The organism is Saprospiraceae bacterium (genome assembly GCA_016709995.1).
Lineage (GTDB): Bacteria > Bacteroidota > Bacteroidia > Chitinophagales > Saprospiraceae > JADJLQ01.
In genome coordinates this window covers 890,411-909,117 of sequence record JADJLQ010000002.1, presented here as the reverse complement: position 1 = coordinate 909,117, position 18,707 = coordinate 890,411, and the positions used below count along the sequence as shown (strand labels likewise).

Below are 18,707 nucleotides of genomic sequence, written 5' to 3'. Positions count from 1 at the left end.
TTGATAGGTGAATTATTTACGGACTACTTTGTAGATTCCCATAAGGCCTGTTTTACCTCTTATCCCGGTATCAGTGATCTTGACCGGAGTGAAGGAGACATTGTTAAACCGTTGTACCAATGGCTCAGTCACCAATAGCTGCTCGCCATATTGACGACACAGGCCTTCTACCCTGGAGGTGGTATTCAACACATCGCCACTGAACTTGATGGATTTTTTGATCTTTCCGATTTCACCGATGATGACCTGGCCGCTGTGTATGGCTACTTTAAACTCCGGCACCGTCCCATATTTTTGCTGATAATAGCTTGACCTTTGTTTGATCACTTTTTCGAAATCAAATATACATTCTACACAATTTCCTTTTTTAGTGCCCTGGATGATATCCCAACTTACTATCACCTGGTCCCCCACATATTCTACCACTTCCCCGCCATGCCTCTCGATCACCGGAGCGATGTCATAAAAAAAATCATTGATCAGGTCATAAAATTTTTCATTTCCCAGTTTCTCCGCCAGTGTAGTTGAATGATTGAGATCGAGGAAGAGCATGACCCGGTCCTCCTGCTGGGGATGAAAATATTTGCCCGACATCATCCTGCTAAATTCTTGCCTGCTAAATCGTTCTGTAACTTGTAGAAAAAAGGTGCTGATGATGATTAGAATTAAAAATGGAAGTATGGGGTGAAACAAGGACTTTGAAGTCAGAAAATGTTTAGCCTTGGCCCACCCTAAGGGATCGAAAAAACTTCGTTGCGATAAAATCGTGTTGTACAATAAAGAGGTCAAAGCCAGTAAACAAAAAATAAATACTACGTAAAAGGCAATTCTCAATATTACCGCTTCCCAAAATCGAAACCGCTTGGAGATTTTTTGAAAATAAAAAAACTCGAATAAACAATATATCAGCGCGCCTACACCTAATGAAAAACAGGCTGCTATCAGATTGTTGGTAAAATTATACTGAGCAAGAGGCTCTGTATTGAGTATGCCCGGATAATTGGAAAGGAAAAAGTATTCATGAGCAGTGATAAATAGTCCTGCCAAAACCCACACCAGGACGATAAGTATAATCTTGCTGAGCACTGTTTTATTGTACATAGGAGCCTTTTGATAAAAGAAGAACGTACTGAAAAGAACGATGTTTCTTCTAAAAGTTGCATGAAGTCAGAAATTAGGTCCCCTTTGCACGCCATTTAAAAAAATATTGCCCGGAGAAAAAAGTTTATTTCCATCTTTGCGCCCTCAAGATTTAACAGATACCCATCGATGTACCCAATTAGCTTGCGCGTCCAGCATCGAATAGCGCTCAGTACCTTTTTCTTTTTATCCGGATTTTGTTTTTCTACCTGGGCTTCGAGGATACCGACGATCAAGATGACCTTTGGTCTCCATGATGCCCAGCTAGGTAGCCTGCTGATGGTGCTACCCATCAGTTCTTTGGTCGGATTGCCGGTATCAGGATGGTTGGTATCGAGATTTGATAGTCGTATTCCTTTGAGTATAGCCTTTGTCGCTTTTTGTATAGCCCTGGTCGGTATAGGCATGGCTGACAGCATGGCAGTACTCATCCTGTCAGTTTGTTTTTATGGTTTTTGTATGAGGATCTTCAATATTGCGATGAATACACAATCCATTATGCTTCAGAAGAAATACGACAAAAAGATCAACGGCTCTTTTCATGCGCTTTGGAGCACCGGAGGTGTATTTGGAGTGCTTTTTACAACCATTATGGTCCGGTACCAGGTAGACCTGCATTGGCATTTTTTAATAGTGGCTTTTATCACCATTATGACCATCACTGTGTCCTATCCCTATTTATTAAAAAATGATCGGGCGACTTCTGGCAATAAAATCGTCTTCGGCAAACCCAATGCTTTAATTCTTTCCTTAGGCTTGATCGTATTTCTTTCTGCTATCTGCGAAGGTGGTATGTTTGATTGGAGCGGTGTCTATTTTCGCGAGGTGGTCAAACAAGAAATTTTTACCCTCGGCTATTTGATTTTTATGATTTTTATGGCAGTTTCAAGATTTTATTCTGATCGCGTAGTTGATAAGCTCGGCATGCAGAAAACATATTTGATCAGTGGCTCTTTTATAGCAGTGGGTATCGGTATAGTAATATTATTTCCTTATTATTGGCCTGTCCTGATCGGGTTTTCTATTACCGGAGTAGGCGTGGCTTCCATCGTGCCTATGACCTTTACCCTTGCCGGCAGATCTACCAAATATTCTCCTGGTATGGCCATTTCTATGGTTGCCACCTATAGTATCGTCGGGATGCTCATCGGGCCTTCCTTGATAGGATATATTTCGCACTGGATGGGGCTTCAGTATTCGTTTATCTTATTTGTTTTAGGTGGGATATTATTGATCCCCATTTCTAAAAGGGTGTTTAAAATATTAAAGGAATGATGACCAGCACAATGACTAAAAACGATCCTTTTTAAGGTGAATCGGGTCGCTTGAAAAATACCCGGTTATTCAATAAGCGGTCCAGCCTCCATCAGCCGTGATCACTGCTCCATTGACAAAGCTTGCATCATCTGAAGCCAGAAACAAAGCTACCCTTGCCACTTCGACAGGATCCGAAGATCGGGGATTCAACACCATCCCGGGCATGACCCTGTCATTGACCAAAGGTGATATATGGGCAAAGTCTATTCCGGTAGCTATATTTGTCTCCATCGCTCCGGGCGCAATGGCATTACACCGGATTCCGGATTTGGCATAGATATATCCAGTGTTTTTGGTGATCCCTATCAAAGCATGTTTACTTGCAGTATAGGCCACACCTGCCCGAGCGCCATATAAGCCTCCTATCGAAGCTATATTGATGATGACACCGGCTTTTTTTTGCAAAAACATGGGGATTAATTTTCGCATCGCCTTTAGTGGTCCTGTGGTGTTTATGGCCATCACCCTTTCCCAGGTATGATCACTTACATCACCAGCCGGACTAAAATCGTCCATAATGCCCGCATTATTGACCAATATATCGATGGTCCTGTAGGTGGCAATTGAAACATCTATCATATGATCTATGTCTGCAGCCTTGGACATATCCGCTACTACAGTGGTGATTACGCCGTCCTGGTCTAAAATCTCATTTTTTAAATTATTGAGCGAGGTCTCATTGATATCAGCTGCGACGATTTTGGCTCCTTCTGATGCAAAGAGGGTGGCAATGGATTTGCCCAGACCTGATGCGGCACCTGTGATCAGGGCCACTTTATTTTCCAGTTTTTTCATTTGTAATTTGTTATGCTAAATAGAATAAGTACAAAGTACCAGTCAATCGCAGGATGCCACTATGATGTGAATCACAATAAAGCCTGATGCTGAGGTGGGGCAGCCGGCATACCCTTTAATCAAGTCCGAAATTAATCAGGGACAGAACTAATTATGATCAGGTCATTGTATCCTCAGTGCTGCTAACTTTGAAAACATGTGACAAGCATTATTTGATAATCATTTAAAACCCAATATTATGTTAAATAAGATATTAGTCCCAATCGATTTTTCTGCTTGCGCTGACAACGCAGTAAATTTTGCAGTACAATCAGCCAAAATATTGCCAGTAGAAATTGTATTGATGCATGCTATGGATATCCGAGGAAGTGTTTATAATGACTATCTGGGTGTCAACAAGGAGTATAATCAAGAGATCCTCCACGATATGAAGACTAAAGTGGCAAAACTTAAAAGAAAAATTGAAGAAAATGAAGGTGTATTGGTATCCACTCACATTAGCACCGGTAGGTTAAAAGAATCGGTCAACTCTCTGGTAGAGGATCTGCATATAGACCTGGTGGTGATGGGCACCTCCGGAGCAAGTGGAGTAATAGGTAAAATATGGGGCAGCAACACCGCTGCGGTCATCGGCAACTGTAAAGTGCCCGTTCTAGCCATACCACAATATTATAAATGGAAAAAGCCACAGACCATCTTATTGTCTTCCAATCATTTTGAGAAAGATCACGCTGTACTAGATATTATTTTTGAAATGGCAGATCTTTTTATGGCATCTGTCAAGGTGGCAGTGTTTACCGATATAGAAGCTGAAAAAGTAGGCGGGCTGTTGGATCACACTCGTCAAATTCCACAGTATGAAAAATTTCTCAAAGAAAGCTATCACGAGAATACACTTACGGCTTATAGCCTGTCAGGATTGCATTTTGAGGAATCACTGCAGGAATTTATCGATTGGAATGAAGTGGATATGATGGTCATGGTGACCTACAAAAGAAATCTCCTTGATAAAATATTAAAGCCCAGTATGACTAAAAAAATGAGCTATCAGACAGAGGTTCCTTTGCTGGCTATTCCTGCACAAACTGAAGTGCAAGCTGAACCAAAAAAAAAAACGATGGTAAACCATTGAAATTTGTGCTATCAAGCTATTTCTGCGAGGTGGGCGCATTCAACATCTGATTGCTCTGGAAGTGAAATAAACAGGTCAATATCTGACCATGCACTGTATTGTTATTCGGGTTATAACTGTAACTTGTGGTGAGTATTTTTTCTTACCCAGTTTTGATGATAACCTTATAATATGAGTCGTTTTATTACCCTATGCTTATTGGTATTAATTGCCCTGTCGACTTTTAAGAGTTTAGCTCAGACTGTCTATAAAGACTATTTAATCTATCCTGTTTCACAAAAAGCTAGTGTTAATGTCGAAGGAAAAGACCTTATATTAAACAATGGTCTGGTCAAAAGGGTGTTCCGTTTATCGCCTAATGTAGCCTGTACAGATTATACCAACTTAATCAATGGCCAGCAACTCCTCAGATCCGTTGAGCCCGAGGCTAGGATCATTATCGATGGAAAGCAATATGAAGTCGGAGGATTGCGTGGACAAAAGGAAAAGGCTTATTTATTGCCGGAATGGGTAGATAAAATGCTTATTGGTCAGGAAGATTTTATCTATTCAACATACACTGTCTCAGATCTTACCCCTTTCATCAATTGGAAATGCACTACCTGGGCTATGAATAAAAAACAGGCCACCGGCAAACGCGTGATTTTTGAATACATATCTCCATTAAAGTCACTTTCGGGCATCATCGTAAAAGTGATGTATGAATTGTATGATGGCATCCCATTGATCGTAAAATCGGTTGGTGTAGAAAATAGATCGACTTCCACATTTAAATTAAATCGTGTCGTCAATGAAGTGCTGGGCCTGGTGGAAGAAGAAAGTGCGGTCGTAGGCTCGCCTGAAGAAATGAAAAAACAACATGGGATCTACGTAGAGACCAATTATGCCTTCAACAATGCCATGCGATATGATATCAGCGATCAGACCACACATTGGAAGACAGACTCTACTTACACTTCGCAGGTCAATTATAATTTTCAAACACCTTGTTTGTTGGAAGTCTATCCAGAAAAAGCCCCGGGTATTGACTTGAATCCCGGAGAGCAATTTAGTTCCGTGCGCACGCACGAATTGTTGATGGACAGTTATGACCGTCAGCGAAGGGGATTGGCCATCAAAAAAATGTATAGCACCATAGCACCGTGGACCACACAAAATCCCATCTTTATGCATCTGGTGAGCAAAACGGACGAACAGGTACGTACTGCTATAGATCAGTGTGTGGCTACTGGATATGAAGCAGTGATCCTCAGCTTTGGTAGTCACTTGAATATGGAAGATAATTCAGAAGGCAATATATCAAGGTGGAAGATTCTCGCTGACTATGCACATCAAAAAAACATCTTGTTAGGCGGATATTCACTCTTTAGTAGCCGACGGATCAGTGATGAAGATGATGTGATAGATGACCGTACCGGTAAGCCGGGAGGTGCATTTTTTGGGCATGCTCCTTGTTTTGGCAGCAAATGGGGATTGAACTACAGAGACAAAATAAAATATTTTTTCGAACAGACAGGTTTTGATATCTGGGAAAATGACGGACCCTATCCCGGAGATATATGTGCGTCTACCGAGCATCCTGGACATAAGGGCCTGGATGACTCGCAATGGAGGCAAATGGAAATTCAAAAGGAGTTATATCACTGGCTCAATGAACGCGGGGTGTATATCAATGCACCCGATTGGTATTTTCTCGATGGCACTCACAAGATAGGCATTGGTTATCGGGAGGTCAATTTTTCCTTGTCCAGAGATCAGCAGAAGATATTGAATCGTCAAAATATTCATGATGGCACTTTAGAAAAAACTGCTTCGATGAGTTGGGGATTTGTGCCATTGACCAAATACCAGGGTGGTGATGAAAGCGCAGTCCTGGAGCCTTTGAGTGAGCACCTCAAAGATTATGAACAGCTCATGATCCAGTATTATGGTGCCGGAGTACAAGCCTGTTATCGCGGACCCAGGTTGTTTGATACTGAAGAGACCAGGATAATGGTGAAAAAGACTATTGACTGGTATAAAACTTATAGAGAGATACTCAACTCTGATATCATACAAATAAGACGGGCTGATGGCAGAGATTGGGATGGCATGATGCATGTCAACCCTTTACTTTCCCAAAAAGCGTTTATCCTGCTATACAATCCCACCAAAGAAAAAATAACACGCACGATTACCCTGCCATTATATTATACAGGCCTTACTAAAGCTGTCATTGAAGATTCAGTTGGGAAAAAGATCAAGTATACACTGAATAACAAAAGTGAAGTTGACTTTACATTTACGATAAAAGCGGACAGTTACTCCTGGTATATTGTGAGATAAACAATTGCAGTTAATACTTAACTTGATTTATGTTTTTGGCCTAACGGTCATTTAGGTCCTCTATAACTGGTAAATTGATTAACTTTGTAAATCACCGCCAATGAATAATTGGTACACGCAAAGGTATTCGCTTTTCCAGCGCATTCAATTGTACTTTGTGTAAGCCGCTCTTGACTTGGTAGTAAATAGCAGTGATAGCATCCTTCCTAATTAATTGGCATTCGGACTTGAATGCGACCTGTTAAACAATGATTAAACATTTGCCATGACTCACATTCATTCCTACAACTTTTTTGCAGCATGACGACAGATACATATTCAACCCTGGACCTTATCAATCCCACCCTCATTGGATTGGATGAATCAGACACACTCGCTATTAATGAACGATCAAAAAAACTGATCTCAGAAGGAAAAACTGTATATCGATTTGGATTAGGACAGTCTCCATTTCCAGTGCCGGACAGTGTAGTCAAAGCATTACGATTGAATGCCCCTCAAAAAGATTACCTACCTGTCCGAGGGCTTCCGGCACTCAGAGAAGCTGTAGCTGATTTCCATCGAAGAAAAGATGGTATCAATGCACAACCGGAATATGTTTTAATTGGACCGGGGTCCAAGGAGTTATTGTTTTTATTGCAACTCGCTTTTAGAGGGGAAGTAATTATAGTGAGTCCCTCCTGGGTGTCCTATGTCCCTCAGGCTAAAATATTAGGCAAAAAAATTTCGATCATACATAGTACCTATGAGGACCAATGGCAGTTGTCGCCAAAATTATTTAAAACTTTTTTAGAGGCACGTGCTAAAAAAAATGATCCTGCGGTCTTGATCATGAATTACCCGGGCAACCCCGATGGTATCACTTTTAATGAAGATGATTTGATGGAGATAGCGGCCCTTGCCAAAGATTATAACATCATGATTTTATCAGATGAAATTTATGGTCAACTTCATCACAAAGGGCATCATATATCTATCAGCAAGTTTTATCCGGAAGGGACCATCATTAGTTCTGGGATATCCAAATGGTGCGGGGCAGGAGGCTGGAGATTGGGCACCTTTACTTTTCCAGCCAATCTCCATTGGCTTTTGGATAAAATGGCTGTGGTCGCCAGCGAAACGTATACCTCTGTCAGTGCACCCATTCAGTATGCCGCGATCCAAGCTTTTAAGGGAGGACTTGAAATCGAAGAATATCTGTGGCATGTACGAAGGATATTATTTTCTCTTGGACAAGAATGTGCTGATATCTTGATCGATGCCGGTGTGAAGACGCATCGACCTATCGGAGGATTTTATTTATTTCTGGATTTTTCAGCATTTTCAGAAAAATTAAAATCCCGTGGCATCACTACCTCCTCACAACTTTGCTCCAGGCTGCTTGATGAAACCGGGGTAGCGATTCTGCATGGCAGTGCTTTTAACCGCAATGAAAATGAATTTACTGCGAGAATGGCCTATGTTGATTTCGATGGCGCCAGTGTATTGTCTGCTTCCAAAACCATTCCATTGCATGAACCGCTACCGAATGATTTTAATAAATATTATTGTCCAAAAGTGATCCTGGGAGTTATCAAAATCAATGAATGGTTAAAAAAGTAAAATATGATAAATAATTATAAAGCCTATTCTCTGAATAATTTCAGGCAGATCCCTCAAATTGAAAAATTGACTGAAGAGCAGTTATTTAACATTGAAGTGGTCGGCAATGTGCTTCCATTTAAATCAAATAATTATGTGGTCAACGAGTTGATCAATTGGGACAATGTCCCCAATGATCCTATGTTTATCCTGACCTTTCCGCAGAAAGAGATGCTCATCCCGGAACATTTTGAAGAAATGGCTGCGCTACTTAGAAAAAAGCCCGGCAAAGATGAGCTCAAAGCTACCGCCAATAAGATCAGGGCCCAATTAAATCCACATCCTGCGGGACAAATGGATCACAATGTGCCTGAGATCGATGGAGTAAAAATGACCGGTGTACAGCATAAATACAAACAAACCTTATTGTTCTTCCCGAGCAATGGCCAGACCTGTCATGCCTATTGCACTTTTTGTTTTCGCTGGCCCCAGTTTGTTGGCATTGATGAATGGAAATTTGCAATGCGCGAGACAGAACTCCTGGTGAAATATGTCAAAATACATACTGAAGTGACAGACATATTATTTACAGGCGGTGATCCGCTCATTATGAAAGCCAAAAGCCTGGCTGCCTACCTCGAACCCCTCCTCGAAGCGGATATACCCAATCTGCAAACCATTAGGATCGGGACCAAAGCACTAGGGTACTGGCCTTATAAATTTCTCACAGATACTGATGCCGGGGAATTATTAAACCTTTTTGAAAAAATTGTAAAAAAAGGAATTAATCTGGCGATCATGGCTCACTTTAATCATCCGGTCGAGCTCAAAACAACTGCTGTCATCGAAGCCATGCGGATTTTAAGAAGCACTGGTGCTCAAATCAGAACCCAATCGCCAATTATGAAAAACATTAATGACACACCAGAGATCTGGGCAGAAATGTGGCGGTTACAAGTAAATAATAATTGTATCCCATATTATATGTTTGTAGCTCGCGACACAGGGGCACAAGAATATTTTTCAATACCCCTGGTCAAAGCGTGGGAAATTTTTCAACATGCATATCAGCAGGTGAGTGGAATCTGCCGGACAGTAAGAGGGCCAAGCATGTCCTGTGCGCCAGGTAAGGTGCAGATATTGGGGATCACCGAAATCCCGTTAAATGGAGTCAGAAAGAAAGTGATCGTGCTTCGATTTTTGCAGGGGAGAAATCCTGACTGGGCTGCAAGACCATTTTTTGCTGCGTACGATGACAAAGCCGGTTGGATCGACGAATTAAAACCAGCCTTCGGAGAAGAAAAGTTTTTTTTCGAAGATGAATTGACCAAGATATATCACGATAGCTTAGGTAGTGTGACTACAAACTACCTGGAGTGATTCAGGGGCCAGATGTCAGCCGTCAGATTCAGAAGTCTGAAGTCTGATTTTGAAATCTGCTGTATGAAATCTAAAATCACTGACTACAAAGACTAATGTTTTTAGCATTGTACCCAAATTTCGGAGCATCTTCAAATGCAAAGCAAAGTATCAGACAACGATCCTGGGTAGGCGTGAGATCCATGAGTACTTTGTCACCCACCTGAAGATCCTGCAGCAATAAACTCTCTACCGAACCGTCGCAATAATTGAGCACAGAGATGGCATTTTGATACTTTTTTTTAGAAAATATATCTGTCCATTCTGCCTCTGAGTCTACACTTTTTTGTGTAAGGGCAAATACGTAGGCTTCACAACCTTTTCTCACCAGCACGGATTGATTGGGAGCAAGCGGACAGTCAACAGTAGTCTCTACCATAGACTTATTGCATGCCATCATGGTAAGTAGCCATCCAATAAGCATCATTCTTATAATATGCATCATTCTTAGTTTCATATCTTAATAAACGAGTGAACCCGGCAAATGGTTTGTCGCCTTCGTTCGCAACCAAATGGACATCTTTGTATTATTGAACTTATATTTTGTCAGAGGAAGAGTTAATAGACCGAATTAAGAAGAATCCTGAAGCTTTCTCAGAGCTGTTCAGGCAGTTTTATAAAGCGATTTTTGGTTATGTATTTCGCCGGATCGGGATTTTTGAAGTGGCTGCAGAGGTGTCCGCAGAGACTTTTGCAAAAGCTTTTCAGAACATTAATCGTTTCGACTATAGAGGTATCCCGGTCAAAGTCTGGCTATACCGTATCGCCAGCAATGAAATCAATCTTTACTTCAGGAATAAGAAAAAATATACCACTTTACTTACAAGGTTACAACAAGATGGACAGTTTGCGCAGTATATTCAAGATGACAGGGAGCGATTAGAAGCAGAATTGCAGGTTCATCAACAATATCTTCTGGTCGTCGAGCAGCTCAAAACATTGTCTATTCCATACCAGGAAGTCATTGCCCTGCGATACTTTGAAGGTAAAAACAATAAAGAGATCGCTGAGATTCTGGATATCAAAGAGGGTACTATCAAATCTCTATTGTCCCGAGGACTCGAAAGACTCCGAATGAAGTGCAACCAACTATGACCTATTACATTATTGATGTGAAAATGGATGAGTTTGAAGAAAAACTATTGAAGATGACCAAACCGGAAGTCGATAAGCTAAAACACGAATCCATGTTAGCTCAGGAAATCATTAAAGCCAAAGAAAAATCTGTACTCAGTCTGTGGTGGATCTCCTTACCACTATATGTTGTAGCTATGTTTTTGATGAAAGCGTTGTTTGATCCTGAAGGCAATTTTTTTCTCTATTTGTATGAATTTGTTTTGTCCTCTTCGTACAAAGTAGTGATCTTGTTTTATGTCTTGCCTCTGGTCATGATCTGGATCAATGCGGTCAGTGTTCGGCGAGTTTATTTTCTGGCTGGCGGCCCTCCCGTTATGCCATTTTTAAGGTTTGTATGGTTTAATATATTGATGATCTTATTGTCCTTATTCTTATTAGTCCTCACATTTTAAATAAATAATTGAAATATGAACAATACCTGGTTTAAAAGAGTATCCTGTTTTTACATACCGACGAGCATGCCAGGCTGGGTGATCCTGATGATGGCGTTGGGGTATGCAGCCTATCAATTTAGGGTGATCGATCGGGATTCTCATTCTGTAAGTGATACTTTGATCAACTGGGGATTCCAGGTATTGATGATCAGTGCAGTGTATACGTTGGTGGCGTATGGAAAGCTAAGAAAATGGGGAGGAAGTTGAAAGTCACCATTTTTTGGTCATAGTTTGGCAGGAGTTTGCGACCACTTCGAGGAGATTGGCTTAATATTAAGCTGGAAGGCAACAACCTCCATCCAGTTAACAATCAAATAGACCAAAAATCTTAACTATCCTGCCGAAAATGCTCTATTTTAGCCCCCAAACATCCATATTCAATTATGATAAACGGACAAAGTCGGGTATTTGCCGGGATTCTTTCACCGGTAGTAGATGGCGGACAATATTCTATTCGCCGGGTTGTGGGTCAATGGGTACAGGTAGATGCCCAGGTTCTGTGTGATGGACATGATATCATCCAGGCAGAGTTGCAGTTTAAACCAGCGAGCCAGAAGGAATGGGATGCTCACCGTATCTGGGGGCATGCAGAAGATCGGTATAGTGGACGATTCCAGGTGACTGCGCAGGGCCTTTGGCAATATCGCGTCGCCGGCTGGGTTGATCATGGGCTGACCTGGAGAGAAGGCTTGTACAAAAAAGTTCAAGATGGGCAATATGTCCGAACCGAACTGCATGATGGAATCGAGCTGCTCGAATCCCTGATTAAATCAAAAAAAGGGGATAAAGCATCCATCACTTTATTGAAAAATGCGCTTGCCCTTATTCGGGATGATGACCAATATGAGGCAGCAGTACAAGCTGCACTATCCAACGAACTACAACATATATTATACACCGCGCCTGAAAAAAAATACATTTCCTATAGCAAGGTATATGAAGTATATGTTGACCGTAAAAAAGCTTTGTTCAGTGCCTGGTATGAGTTTTTCCCCCGCTCTGCCTCGGAGATCTCAGGTCAGCACGGAACCTTTAAAGACTGTGTTCGACTGTTGCCCCGGGTCAAAGAAATGGGTTTTGATGTATTGTATTTTCCTCCTATTCATCCTATCGGTGAAATCAATCGCAAAGGAAAAAACAATGCTACCATCGCCGGACCTGAGGATGTAGGTTCGCCCTGGGGCATTGGGAGTAAACTCGGAGGTCATGATGCTATCCATCCGGACCTGGGCACGCTAGCTGACTACAAAGACTTAATGGCAAAAGCAAAAGCGATGGACATAGAGATCGCCATGGATTTTGCGCTTCAATGTGCACCGGATCATCCCTGGGTCAAAGAACATCCTGCCTGGTTCAAATGGCGCAGTGATGGTACTGTACAATATGCAGAAAATCCGCCCAAAAAATACCAGGACATCCTGCCGATTTATTTCGAGACAGAAGATTGGAAGGCACTCTGGACAGCCATCCGTGATGTAGTAGTTTATTGGATCAAAGAAGGAGTGACCATATTCAGAGTAGACAATCCGCATACCAAACCATTCGTCTTCTGGGAATGGCTGATCGCCGAAATAAAAAAGGACTATCCGGACATTCTATTTTTATCGGAGGCATTCACCAGATCGGCCCTGATGTTTCATTTGGGTAAAATCGGGTTTACGCAGAGTTATACCTATTTCTCATGGAAAAACTCCAAACAAGAATTGATCGGTTATATGAATGAGCTGACCACAGGCTCCACGGCAGAGGTGTTTAAACCCAATTTTTGGCCCAATACACCCGATATCAATACTTTCCCGATGCAAAATGCCAACCAGTCACTGTATATGATCCGTATTTTCCTGGCTGCGACCTTGAGTAGCAACTATGGCATGTATGGCCCGGCTTATGAAATGATGGTGCACCAGGCTATGCCCGGCAGGGAAGAATATTACAATTCAGAAAAGTATGAGATTTACCATTGGGACTGGGCAGCCCGCAATCCCATCACTATGCTCATCACCATGCTTAATAAGATTCGAAAGGCGCATCCGGCTTTGCAGGAGACCAATAACTGGCAAAATGTACCAGTGCAGAATGATCACCTCCTGGCCTACTACAAGCAGAATGACGATGGCAGTGACAAAATACTCTGTGTCGTCAATCTCAACCCCTACGAAAAACAAGCAGGCAGTTTGCAGGCTCCTCTCCAACGGATTGGAGTACATCCGGGTCAGCAGTTTGTAGTACAGGATATGATCAGTAGTAATAGTTGGATCTGGCAGCAGGAGTGGAATTATGTAGCCCTCGATCCGGGTCTGCCGTTTCATTTGTTTGAAGTGAGGGTGTGAGTCAGACATCAGACTCTGAAATCTGATTCTGAAGTCTGAATTCTGATTCTTATTTTCGATCATGCAAAGAAGACATTTTCTCAAATCAGGCAGCCTGCTTCCATTAGCTCCATTGGCTATTCATTCTTCACCTGAAAAAAAGCTTGATCTTATCTCCCTCAGGCCGGACATCAAGCTGAGTGTGTCCAGCTATTCCTATTGGCATTTTAAAGGGGACAAATACCCGATAGAAAAAGTAATCGACCAGGCAGCCATGTTAGGATTGGATGGCATCGATGTGCTTCACCGCCAAATGGAAAGTGAAGAAAAAACTTATATCAATAGACTCAAACGACATGCTTTTGTCAATGGGATCGCCATGACCTGCCTGTCCATACACCAGGGTTTCGTGACACCGGATCAGGCGGAACTCAAAAAGCATATAGACCATACGATCCACTGTATGCAGTTAGCAGCGGATATGGGTATACCCTGTATGAGACTCAATACAGGCCGCTGGGGGACCATAAAATCCTTTGACGAATTTATGGCGCAGCGAGGCCAGGAACCTGCGATCGATGGATATACCGAGACGGATGCCTTCAAATGGTGTATCGATAGCATCAATCAATGTATGCGTACTGCAGAAGATCTTGGAGTCTTGCTCGCGCTGGAGAATCACTGGGGCCTCGGGTCCACTCCCGAAGGAATGCTACGCATTATGAAAGCAGTGGATAGTCCCTGGCTTCAATTGCTGATGGATACGGGCAATTTTCTCGAAAATCCTTATTCAAAACTGGAGAAGATCGCCCCATACACTTGTTTTGTCCAGGCCAAGACTTATTATGGGGGAGGAGTATGGTATTCGCTGGAACTGGATTATGATCGGATTATATCTATATTGAATAATGTTGGTTACAAAGGGTATATTTCCATTGAGTTTGAAGGCAATGAAGCAGCAGATACCGGTGTGAAGAAAAGTGTAGAACTCCTCAGAAAGGTTTTGGGTAAATAATACAATGAGTTGAAATATAATAAGTTAATCATTTTTCTTGGGATCAATTTTTTAGCGTTGGCTATCGGTGCTCCTCACGCCATGAATGGGGTGGCTTCTCCCTGGTACCAGGCACTTCAAAAAGCTCCCTGGACACCACCTGGTTGGGTATTTGCAGCTGCATGGAACATCATCATGCTCTGTTTTTCTGTGTATATGGCCTTTGGCTGGTAACAAATCAAAAACCGTCGAGGGTTGATCATCTTATATATCGGACAGTGGATTTTAAATGTAGCCTGGAATCCCGTCTTCTTTACCATGCACCTCACCTTATTGGGGCTGGCTCTGATTTTGACGCTAACCCTGGTGGTGATCTATATTGCCTTCAGATTTTATCCCGAAATGAAAAACAAAACGGGGTGGTTAGTGCCTTATATACTCTGGATGCTCATAGCTACTTCACTCAATGCCTATATTTATGCTCAAAATTAATAACCATCTCTGGCATGAAGCATACTATTATTACCATTAGACTTATATCATTGACCTTGCTAGTCCTGTTTCAAATGGTAGCAATCCACAGCCAGGTATACATCCGTACCAACCTGGTAGGCTACCGGCCCCAGGATACAAAAACTGCGGTTGCTTTTTCAGATGAAATAATATCAGGCAATTTTACTGTGGTGGACCAAACAGGACGAATAATCGCGACGCTTCCTGTCAAACCCGCGGCTGCTCCCGGGTACGGGCCGTTTAAGCATTATTATGAGTTGGATTATAGCGGTATCTCTCAAATCGGAAAGTATGACATCAGGCTCGATCAATATCCGGAGGTAAAAAAAGAGTTTTTGATTCAGGCTACTGGCATCTACTCGACTTTGCCCGATGTGCTGCTGCAATTTATGCGTCAGCAACGCTGTGGTTACAATCCTTTTTTTGATGCAGTCTGTCACCAGGCTGATGGCCGGGTCATGGATGGCCCTATGCCGGACTCGACTTATATAGATGTGTCCGGTGGCTGGCATGATGCAGGGGATCAACTCAAGTATCTGATCACAGGGAGTAATGCTACAGCCAGGATGATTATGGCCTACCAGATGTCACCAGCATCTTTTGACGATAAGTACAATGCCCTGGGCCAATCAGGAGCCAATCATGTCCCGGATGTCCTGGATGAAGCTAAATGGGGCCTGGACTGGATCCTTAAACTACATCCGGCCTCAGATCAACTGATACACCAGGTCGCTGACGACCGGGACCATCTAGGTTGGAAGTTTCCGATGAATGATCCATCCAATTATGGTTGGGGTAAAAATTCTTATCGGGTAGCTTATTATGCCACCGGCAAACCTCAGGGTCTCCATAAATATAAAAGCCAAGCCACGGGCATAGCCAACCTGGCAGGCAGGTCGGCTGCAGCGCTGGCACTCGGCTACCAGGTGTGGAATGCTAAAAAATACGATCCTTCTTTCGCAATGAGATGCCTCCAGGCTGCCGAAGAATTGTATGCGATGGCTAAAAAACAACCCGGGTATCAGCAAGGCAATTCTTATGGAGCTCCATATCGTTACAATGAAGATACCTGGACTGATGATATGGAATGGGCCGCGGCCGAATTGTATCGAGCCACCAAAAAAACGACCTATCTCAAAGATGCTCAATACTATGCCACCCTCACTGGCGAACTATCCTGGATACAGCATGATACCTCTGCCCACTACCAGTATTATCCTTTTTTAAACATTGCCCACTTTGCTTTGTATGATTTGGTGGATTCAAAATTTAAAAGCCAATTGGCCACCTATTATCGCAATGGCATTAAACAAACCCTGTTCAGGGCCGGCAAAAATGCTTTTAGTCAGGGTGTACCTTTTATCTGGTGCTCTAATAATCTGCTGGTGGACCTGATCATCCAGATCCATCTTTATGAAAAAATGACGGGTGATCAACAATTTAAAAAATACAAGTACGCTCTACGGGATTGGTTATTCGGGAGAAATCCGTGGGGTACGAGCATGTTTATGAATATTCCTGCACAGGGGCCCTATCCCCGTGATGTGCATATGAGCACCTGGGCACTGACTAAAACAGAAGTGCCGGGAGGGCTGGCAGACGGACCTGTGTATTATACGACTTACAAAAGCCAGTTGGGTTTAAGACTGACCCATGAAGATGCATATGCTGCTTTTCAAAACGATTACGTAGTCTATCATGACGATATCGGGGACTATGTGACCAATGAACCTACCATGGATGGGACTGCCTGCGCTATTATGATGATGATCTGTTTTGAATAAAGACCCAAATCCGATGATACGATTTCATTACGCATATCCCTCCTTCAAAGTCAACCAGGCTACCAAAGTCAAAGCCTGGTTGAATAGTGTGGCAAAATCCGAGGACAAAAACATCGATCAACTCGAATTCCATTTTGTAGACGATGAAGCTCTCCTGGATATCAATCGTCAATCCTTGAATCATGATTATTATACTGATATTATCACTTTTCCTTATGCTTATGAACCTATCAGTGGCGAGCTCTTCATCAGCATCGACAGGATACGGGATCATGCGGCTCAGTACAAGGTGACTCCGCAACAGGAGCTATTGAGAGTGATGGTACATGGAGTGCTTCATCTCTGTGGATATGATGACAAAGCCGGCAAACACAAAAAACAGATGACGGTGAAAGAGGACTTTTACTTGGCCAGGCTGGAGATGACAGCCTTTTAAGTAGAATCATTACACTCAGATCTTTCCCAACTAGCTAATTTAAAATGGCCAGAAAGGTCGTGTATCTCCGCTCCAAAATATCTTTCTTTTTTAATATCAGGGTCAATAATTGTTCAAAAGTCGATAACCTCTACTTGTTTTAGAACTATATTTTCATATAAAATGATAAAATAGTTGAACAATCGAATTCATTTGTATTTAATTGATTACCAATATATTAAAACATTAAAAATGAATAAAATACATGCTTTAACATAATTCATACCTAAAACATTATAGTTTTGAGTTATCATTGATACAAATTGATAAACTAATTTGATAAAATTCTATCTGAATAAATTTGGCAACACATTGCGCGTAAAATGACTTTAAAAACTTATTAATCCTTTATTCTAAAAACCAAGATTATGGCTGAAATATTTAGAGAAATCACTCCACTGACACATTATGATTGTTTCCTGGTCTTTGAGCGTTCCAAAAAGGACTTTGACTTTCCAATCCATACTCATGACGAACTTGAGCTCAATTTTATATTTAATGGTGCGGGAGTCTTACGAGTAGTTGGTGACCATAAAGAAGAGATCAGTGACCTGGAGTTGGTCCTCGTTGGAGCCAGACTGCCACATTGCTGGATGACTCATAATTATGAATACAAAAAGGACAAAGGTGAAATGACAGAAATCACCATCCAGTTTCACAAAGACCTGTTGGATGAAAAATTTCTACGACGCAACCAGCTGATTTTTATTAAAAGCCTTTTGGAAAAAGCAGGCCGGGGCATTAGTTTTCCTCAGGAGACGATCAAACAATTAGAACCTCGCCTCCGTAAACTATCTAAACTGAGCGGATTTGACTCCGTACTGGAACTATATTCTATTCTGCATGACCTGTCACTGACCAGGGGCATCCAGCTATTGTCTAACGAATCTTTTGCGGACGAAAAACCCAGCTTTGTCAATCGACGCGTAGAGCTCGTGTACGAGTATATCCGTGCCAACTATCATAAGCAGATCACCCTCGGCGAGATATCCAAGATGGTCGGAATGACCGAAGTGTCCTTCAGCCGATTTTTCAAAAAGACTACCTGCAAAACCTTTGTGGACAGCATCAATGACATCCGCCTGGGCAATGCCTCCCGCATGCTGATGGATTCCAGTTTTTCCATATCAGAGATCGCTTTCAAATGCGGCTTTAAAAATCAATCCTATTTCAACCGACTTTTTAAAGAGAAAAAAGGAGAGACGCCGAAGGAGTTTAGAGAGCGGTATGCAGGGACTAGGATGTTTGTGTAGTGGAGTAGGCAATAGGCGTCCAGTGTCGGCTCGAGTGATTCAGCAAGGTTATCAAAAAACGAAATCCTGGTCAATCTCAAAAATCCAGGTTCAGACATT

The 18,707-nt window shown here is 42.2% G+C and carries 16 protein-coding genes and 1 pseudogene; 14 read left to right on the top strand and 3 right to left on the bottom strand.

What is annotated here, in order from left to right:
- Positions 1 to 12: 12 nt before the first annotated feature.
- On the bottom strand, positions 13 to 1,101 hold the full coding sequence (locus IPJ09_18055) for an adenylate/guanylate cyclase domain-containing protein (protein MBK7373301.1): 1,089 nt from the start codon (positions 1,099 to 1,101) through the stop codon (positions 13 to 15).
- A gap of 168 nt (positions 1,102 to 1,269) precedes the next feature.
- On the opposite strand from IPJ09_18055, the gene IPJ09_18050 reads away from it, so the two are divergent.
- Positions 1,270 to 2,415, top strand: coding sequence for an MFS transporter (locus IPJ09_18050; protein MBK7373300.1), 1,146 nt, complete (start codon positions 1,270 to 1,272; stop codon positions 2,413 to 2,415).
- Positions 2,416 to 2,484: 69 nt separating this feature from the next.
- On the opposite strand, the gene IPJ09_18045 is transcribed toward IPJ09_18050, so the two are convergent.
- Positions 2,485 to 3,252 carry an SDR family oxidoreductase gene (locus tag IPJ09_18045; protein MBK7373299.1) on the bottom strand — a complete coding sequence of 256 codons (768 nt, stop codon included), beginning with the start codon at positions 3,250 to 3,252 and terminating at the stop codon, positions 2,485 to 2,487.
- A 238-nt stretch (positions 3,253 to 3,490) separates the two neighbouring features.
- On the opposite strand from IPJ09_18045, the gene IPJ09_18040 reads away from it, so the two are divergent.
- From IPJ09_18040 to IPJ09_18025, 4 genes are all read left to right on the top strand, one after another.
- Complete coding sequence (locus IPJ09_18040; protein ID MBK7373298.1) at positions 3,491 to 4,384, top strand: universal stress protein; 894 nt, start codon at positions 3,491 to 3,493, stop codon at positions 4,382 to 4,384.
- 171 nt (positions 4,385 to 4,555) lie between these two features.
- A complete protein-coding gene (locus IPJ09_18035; protein MBK7373297.1) occupies positions 4,556 to 6,709 on the top strand; it encodes an alpha-galactosidase in 2,154 nt (717 codons plus the stop codon).
- A 300-nt stretch (positions 6,710 to 7,009) separates the two neighbouring features.
- Positions 7,010 to 8,311, top strand: a complete 1,302-nt coding sequence (locus tag IPJ09_18030; protein MBK7373296.1) for a pyridoxal phosphate-dependent aminotransferase — start codon at positions 7,010 to 7,012, stop codon at positions 8,309 to 8,311.
- A gap of 3 nt (positions 8,312 to 8,314) precedes the next feature.
- Positions 8,315 to 9,670 (top strand): lysine 2,3-aminomutase, encoded by a 1,356-nt coding sequence (locus IPJ09_18025; GenBank protein MBK7373295.1) that lies wholly within the window; start codon positions 8,315 to 8,317, stop codon positions 9,668 to 9,670.
- Between the two features lie 76 nt (positions 9,671 to 9,746).
- Here IPJ09_18025 and IPJ09_18020 read toward each other — a convergent pair whose 3' ends face one another.
- Positions 9,747 to 10,136, bottom strand: coding sequence for a hypothetical protein (locus IPJ09_18020; protein MBK7373294.1), 390 nt, complete (start codon positions 10,134 to 10,136; stop codon positions 9,747 to 9,749).
- Between the two features lie 116 nt (positions 10,137 to 10,252).
- Between IPJ09_18020 and IPJ09_18015 the strand changes: the two genes are divergently transcribed.
- The 9 genes and pseudogenes from IPJ09_18015 to IPJ09_17975 all read left to right on the top strand — a co-directional run bounded on the left by IPJ09_18015 (position 10,253) and on the right by IPJ09_17975 (position 18,608).
- The gene (locus tag IPJ09_18015; GenBank protein MBK7373293.1) at positions 10,253 to 10,804 is read left to right on the top strand and encodes an RNA polymerase sigma factor; all 552 of its coding nucleotides are present in this window, start codon (positions 10,253 to 10,255) and stop codon (positions 10,802 to 10,804) included.
- Complete coding sequence (locus IPJ09_18010; GenBank protein ID MBK7373292.1) at positions 10,801 to 11,238, top strand: hypothetical protein; 438 nt, start codon at positions 10,801 to 10,803, stop codon at positions 11,236 to 11,238. The genes IPJ09_18015 and IPJ09_18010 overlap by 4 nt, the downstream gene beginning before the upstream one ends.
- 15 nt (positions 11,239 to 11,253) lie before the next feature.
- The gene (locus IPJ09_18005; GenBank protein ID MBK7373291.1) at positions 11,254 to 11,487 is read left to right on the top strand and encodes a hypothetical protein; all 234 of its coding nucleotides are present in this window, start codon (positions 11,254 to 11,256) and stop codon (positions 11,485 to 11,487) included.
- A gap of 176 nt (positions 11,488 to 11,663) precedes the next feature.
- Positions 11,664 to 13,610, top strand: coding sequence for an alpha-1,4-glucan--maltose-1-phosphate maltosyltransferase (locus IPJ09_18000; protein ID MBK7373290.1), 1,947 nt, complete (start codon positions 11,664 to 11,666; stop codon positions 13,608 to 13,610).
- Positions 13,611 to 13,671: 61 nt separating this feature from the next.
- Entirely contained in the window at positions 13,672 to 14,604 is a 933-nt protein-coding gene (locus IPJ09_17995; GenBank protein ID MBK7373289.1) for a sugar phosphate isomerase/epimerase, read from the top strand.
- Positions 14,605 to 14,613: 9 nt separating this feature from the next.
- Positions 14,614 to 15,075, top strand: a pseudogene (locus IPJ09_17990) (tryptophan-rich sensory protein).
- A gap of 14 nt (positions 15,076 to 15,089) precedes the next feature.
- Positions 15,090 to 16,880, top strand: a complete 1,791-nt coding sequence (locus IPJ09_17985; protein MBK7373288.1) for a glycoside hydrolase family 9 protein — start codon at positions 15,090 to 15,092, stop codon at positions 16,878 to 16,880.
- 13 nt (positions 16,881 to 16,893) lie between these two features.
- The gene (gene ybeY / locus IPJ09_17980; protein ID MBK7373287.1) at positions 16,894 to 17,316 is read left to right on the top strand and encodes an rRNA maturation RNase YbeY; all 423 of its coding nucleotides are present in this window, start codon (positions 16,894 to 16,896) and stop codon (positions 17,314 to 17,316) included.
- A gap of 407 nt (positions 17,317 to 17,723) precedes the next feature.
- Positions 17,724 to 18,608 (top strand): helix-turn-helix domain-containing protein, encoded by an 885-nt coding sequence (locus IPJ09_17975; protein MBK7373286.1) that lies wholly within the window; start codon positions 17,724 to 17,726, stop codon positions 18,606 to 18,608.
- Positions 18,609 to 18,707 lie beyond the last annotated feature (99 nt).

Excerpts from the sequence above, each read along its gene's own strand:
- IPJ09_18055 (MBK7373301.1), bottom strand. The coding sequence starts at position 1,101 with ATGTACAATAAAACAGTGCTCAGCAAGATTATACTTATCGTCCTGGTG.
- IPJ09_18050 (MBK7373300.1), top strand. The coding sequence starts at position 1,270 with ATGTACCCAATTAGCTTGCGCGTCCAGCATCGAATAGCGCTCAGTACC.
- IPJ09_18045 (MBK7373299.1), bottom strand. The coding sequence starts at position 3,252 with ATGAAAAAACTGGAAAATAAAGTGGCCCTGATCACAGGTGCCGCATCA.
- IPJ09_18040 (MBK7373298.1), top strand. The coding sequence starts at position 3,491 with ATGTTAAATAAGATATTAGTCCCAATCGATTTTTCTGCTTGCGCTGAC.
- IPJ09_18035 (MBK7373297.1), top strand. The coding sequence starts at position 4,556 with ATGAGTCGTTTTATTACCCTATGCTTATTGGTATTAATTGCCCTGTCG.
- IPJ09_18030 (MBK7373296.1), top strand. The coding sequence starts at position 7,010 with ATGACGACAGATACATATTCAACCCTGGACCTTATCAATCCCACCCTC.
- IPJ09_18025 (MBK7373295.1), top strand. The coding sequence starts at position 8,315 with ATGATAAATAATTATAAAGCCTATTCTCTGAATAATTTCAGGCAGATC.
- IPJ09_18020 (MBK7373294.1), bottom strand. The coding sequence starts at position 10,136 with ATGATGCTTATTGGATGGCTACTTACCATGATGGCATGCAATAAGTCT.
- IPJ09_18010 (MBK7373292.1), top strand. The coding sequence starts at position 10,801 with ATGACCTATTACATTATTGATGTGAAAATGGATGAGTTTGAAGAAAAA.
- IPJ09_18005 (MBK7373291.1), top strand. The coding sequence starts at position 11,254 with ATGAACAATACCTGGTTTAAAAGAGTATCCTGTTTTTACATACCGACG.
- IPJ09_18000 (MBK7373290.1), top strand. The coding sequence starts at position 11,664 with ATGATAAACGGACAAAGTCGGGTATTTGCCGGGATTCTTTCACCGGTA.
- IPJ09_17995 (MBK7373289.1), top strand. The coding sequence starts at position 13,672 with ATGCAAAGAAGACATTTTCTCAAATCAGGCAGCCTGCTTCCATTAGCT.
- IPJ09_17985 (MBK7373288.1), top strand. The coding sequence starts at position 15,090 with ATGAAGCATACTATTATTACCATTAGACTTATATCATTGACCTTGCTA.
- ybeY (MBK7373287.1), top strand. The coding sequence starts at position 16,894 with ATGATACGATTTCATTACGCATATCCCTCCTTCAAAGTCAACCAGGCT.
- IPJ09_17975 (MBK7373286.1), top strand. The coding sequence starts at position 17,724 with ATGGCTGAAATATTTAGAGAAATCACTCCACTGACACATTATGATTGT.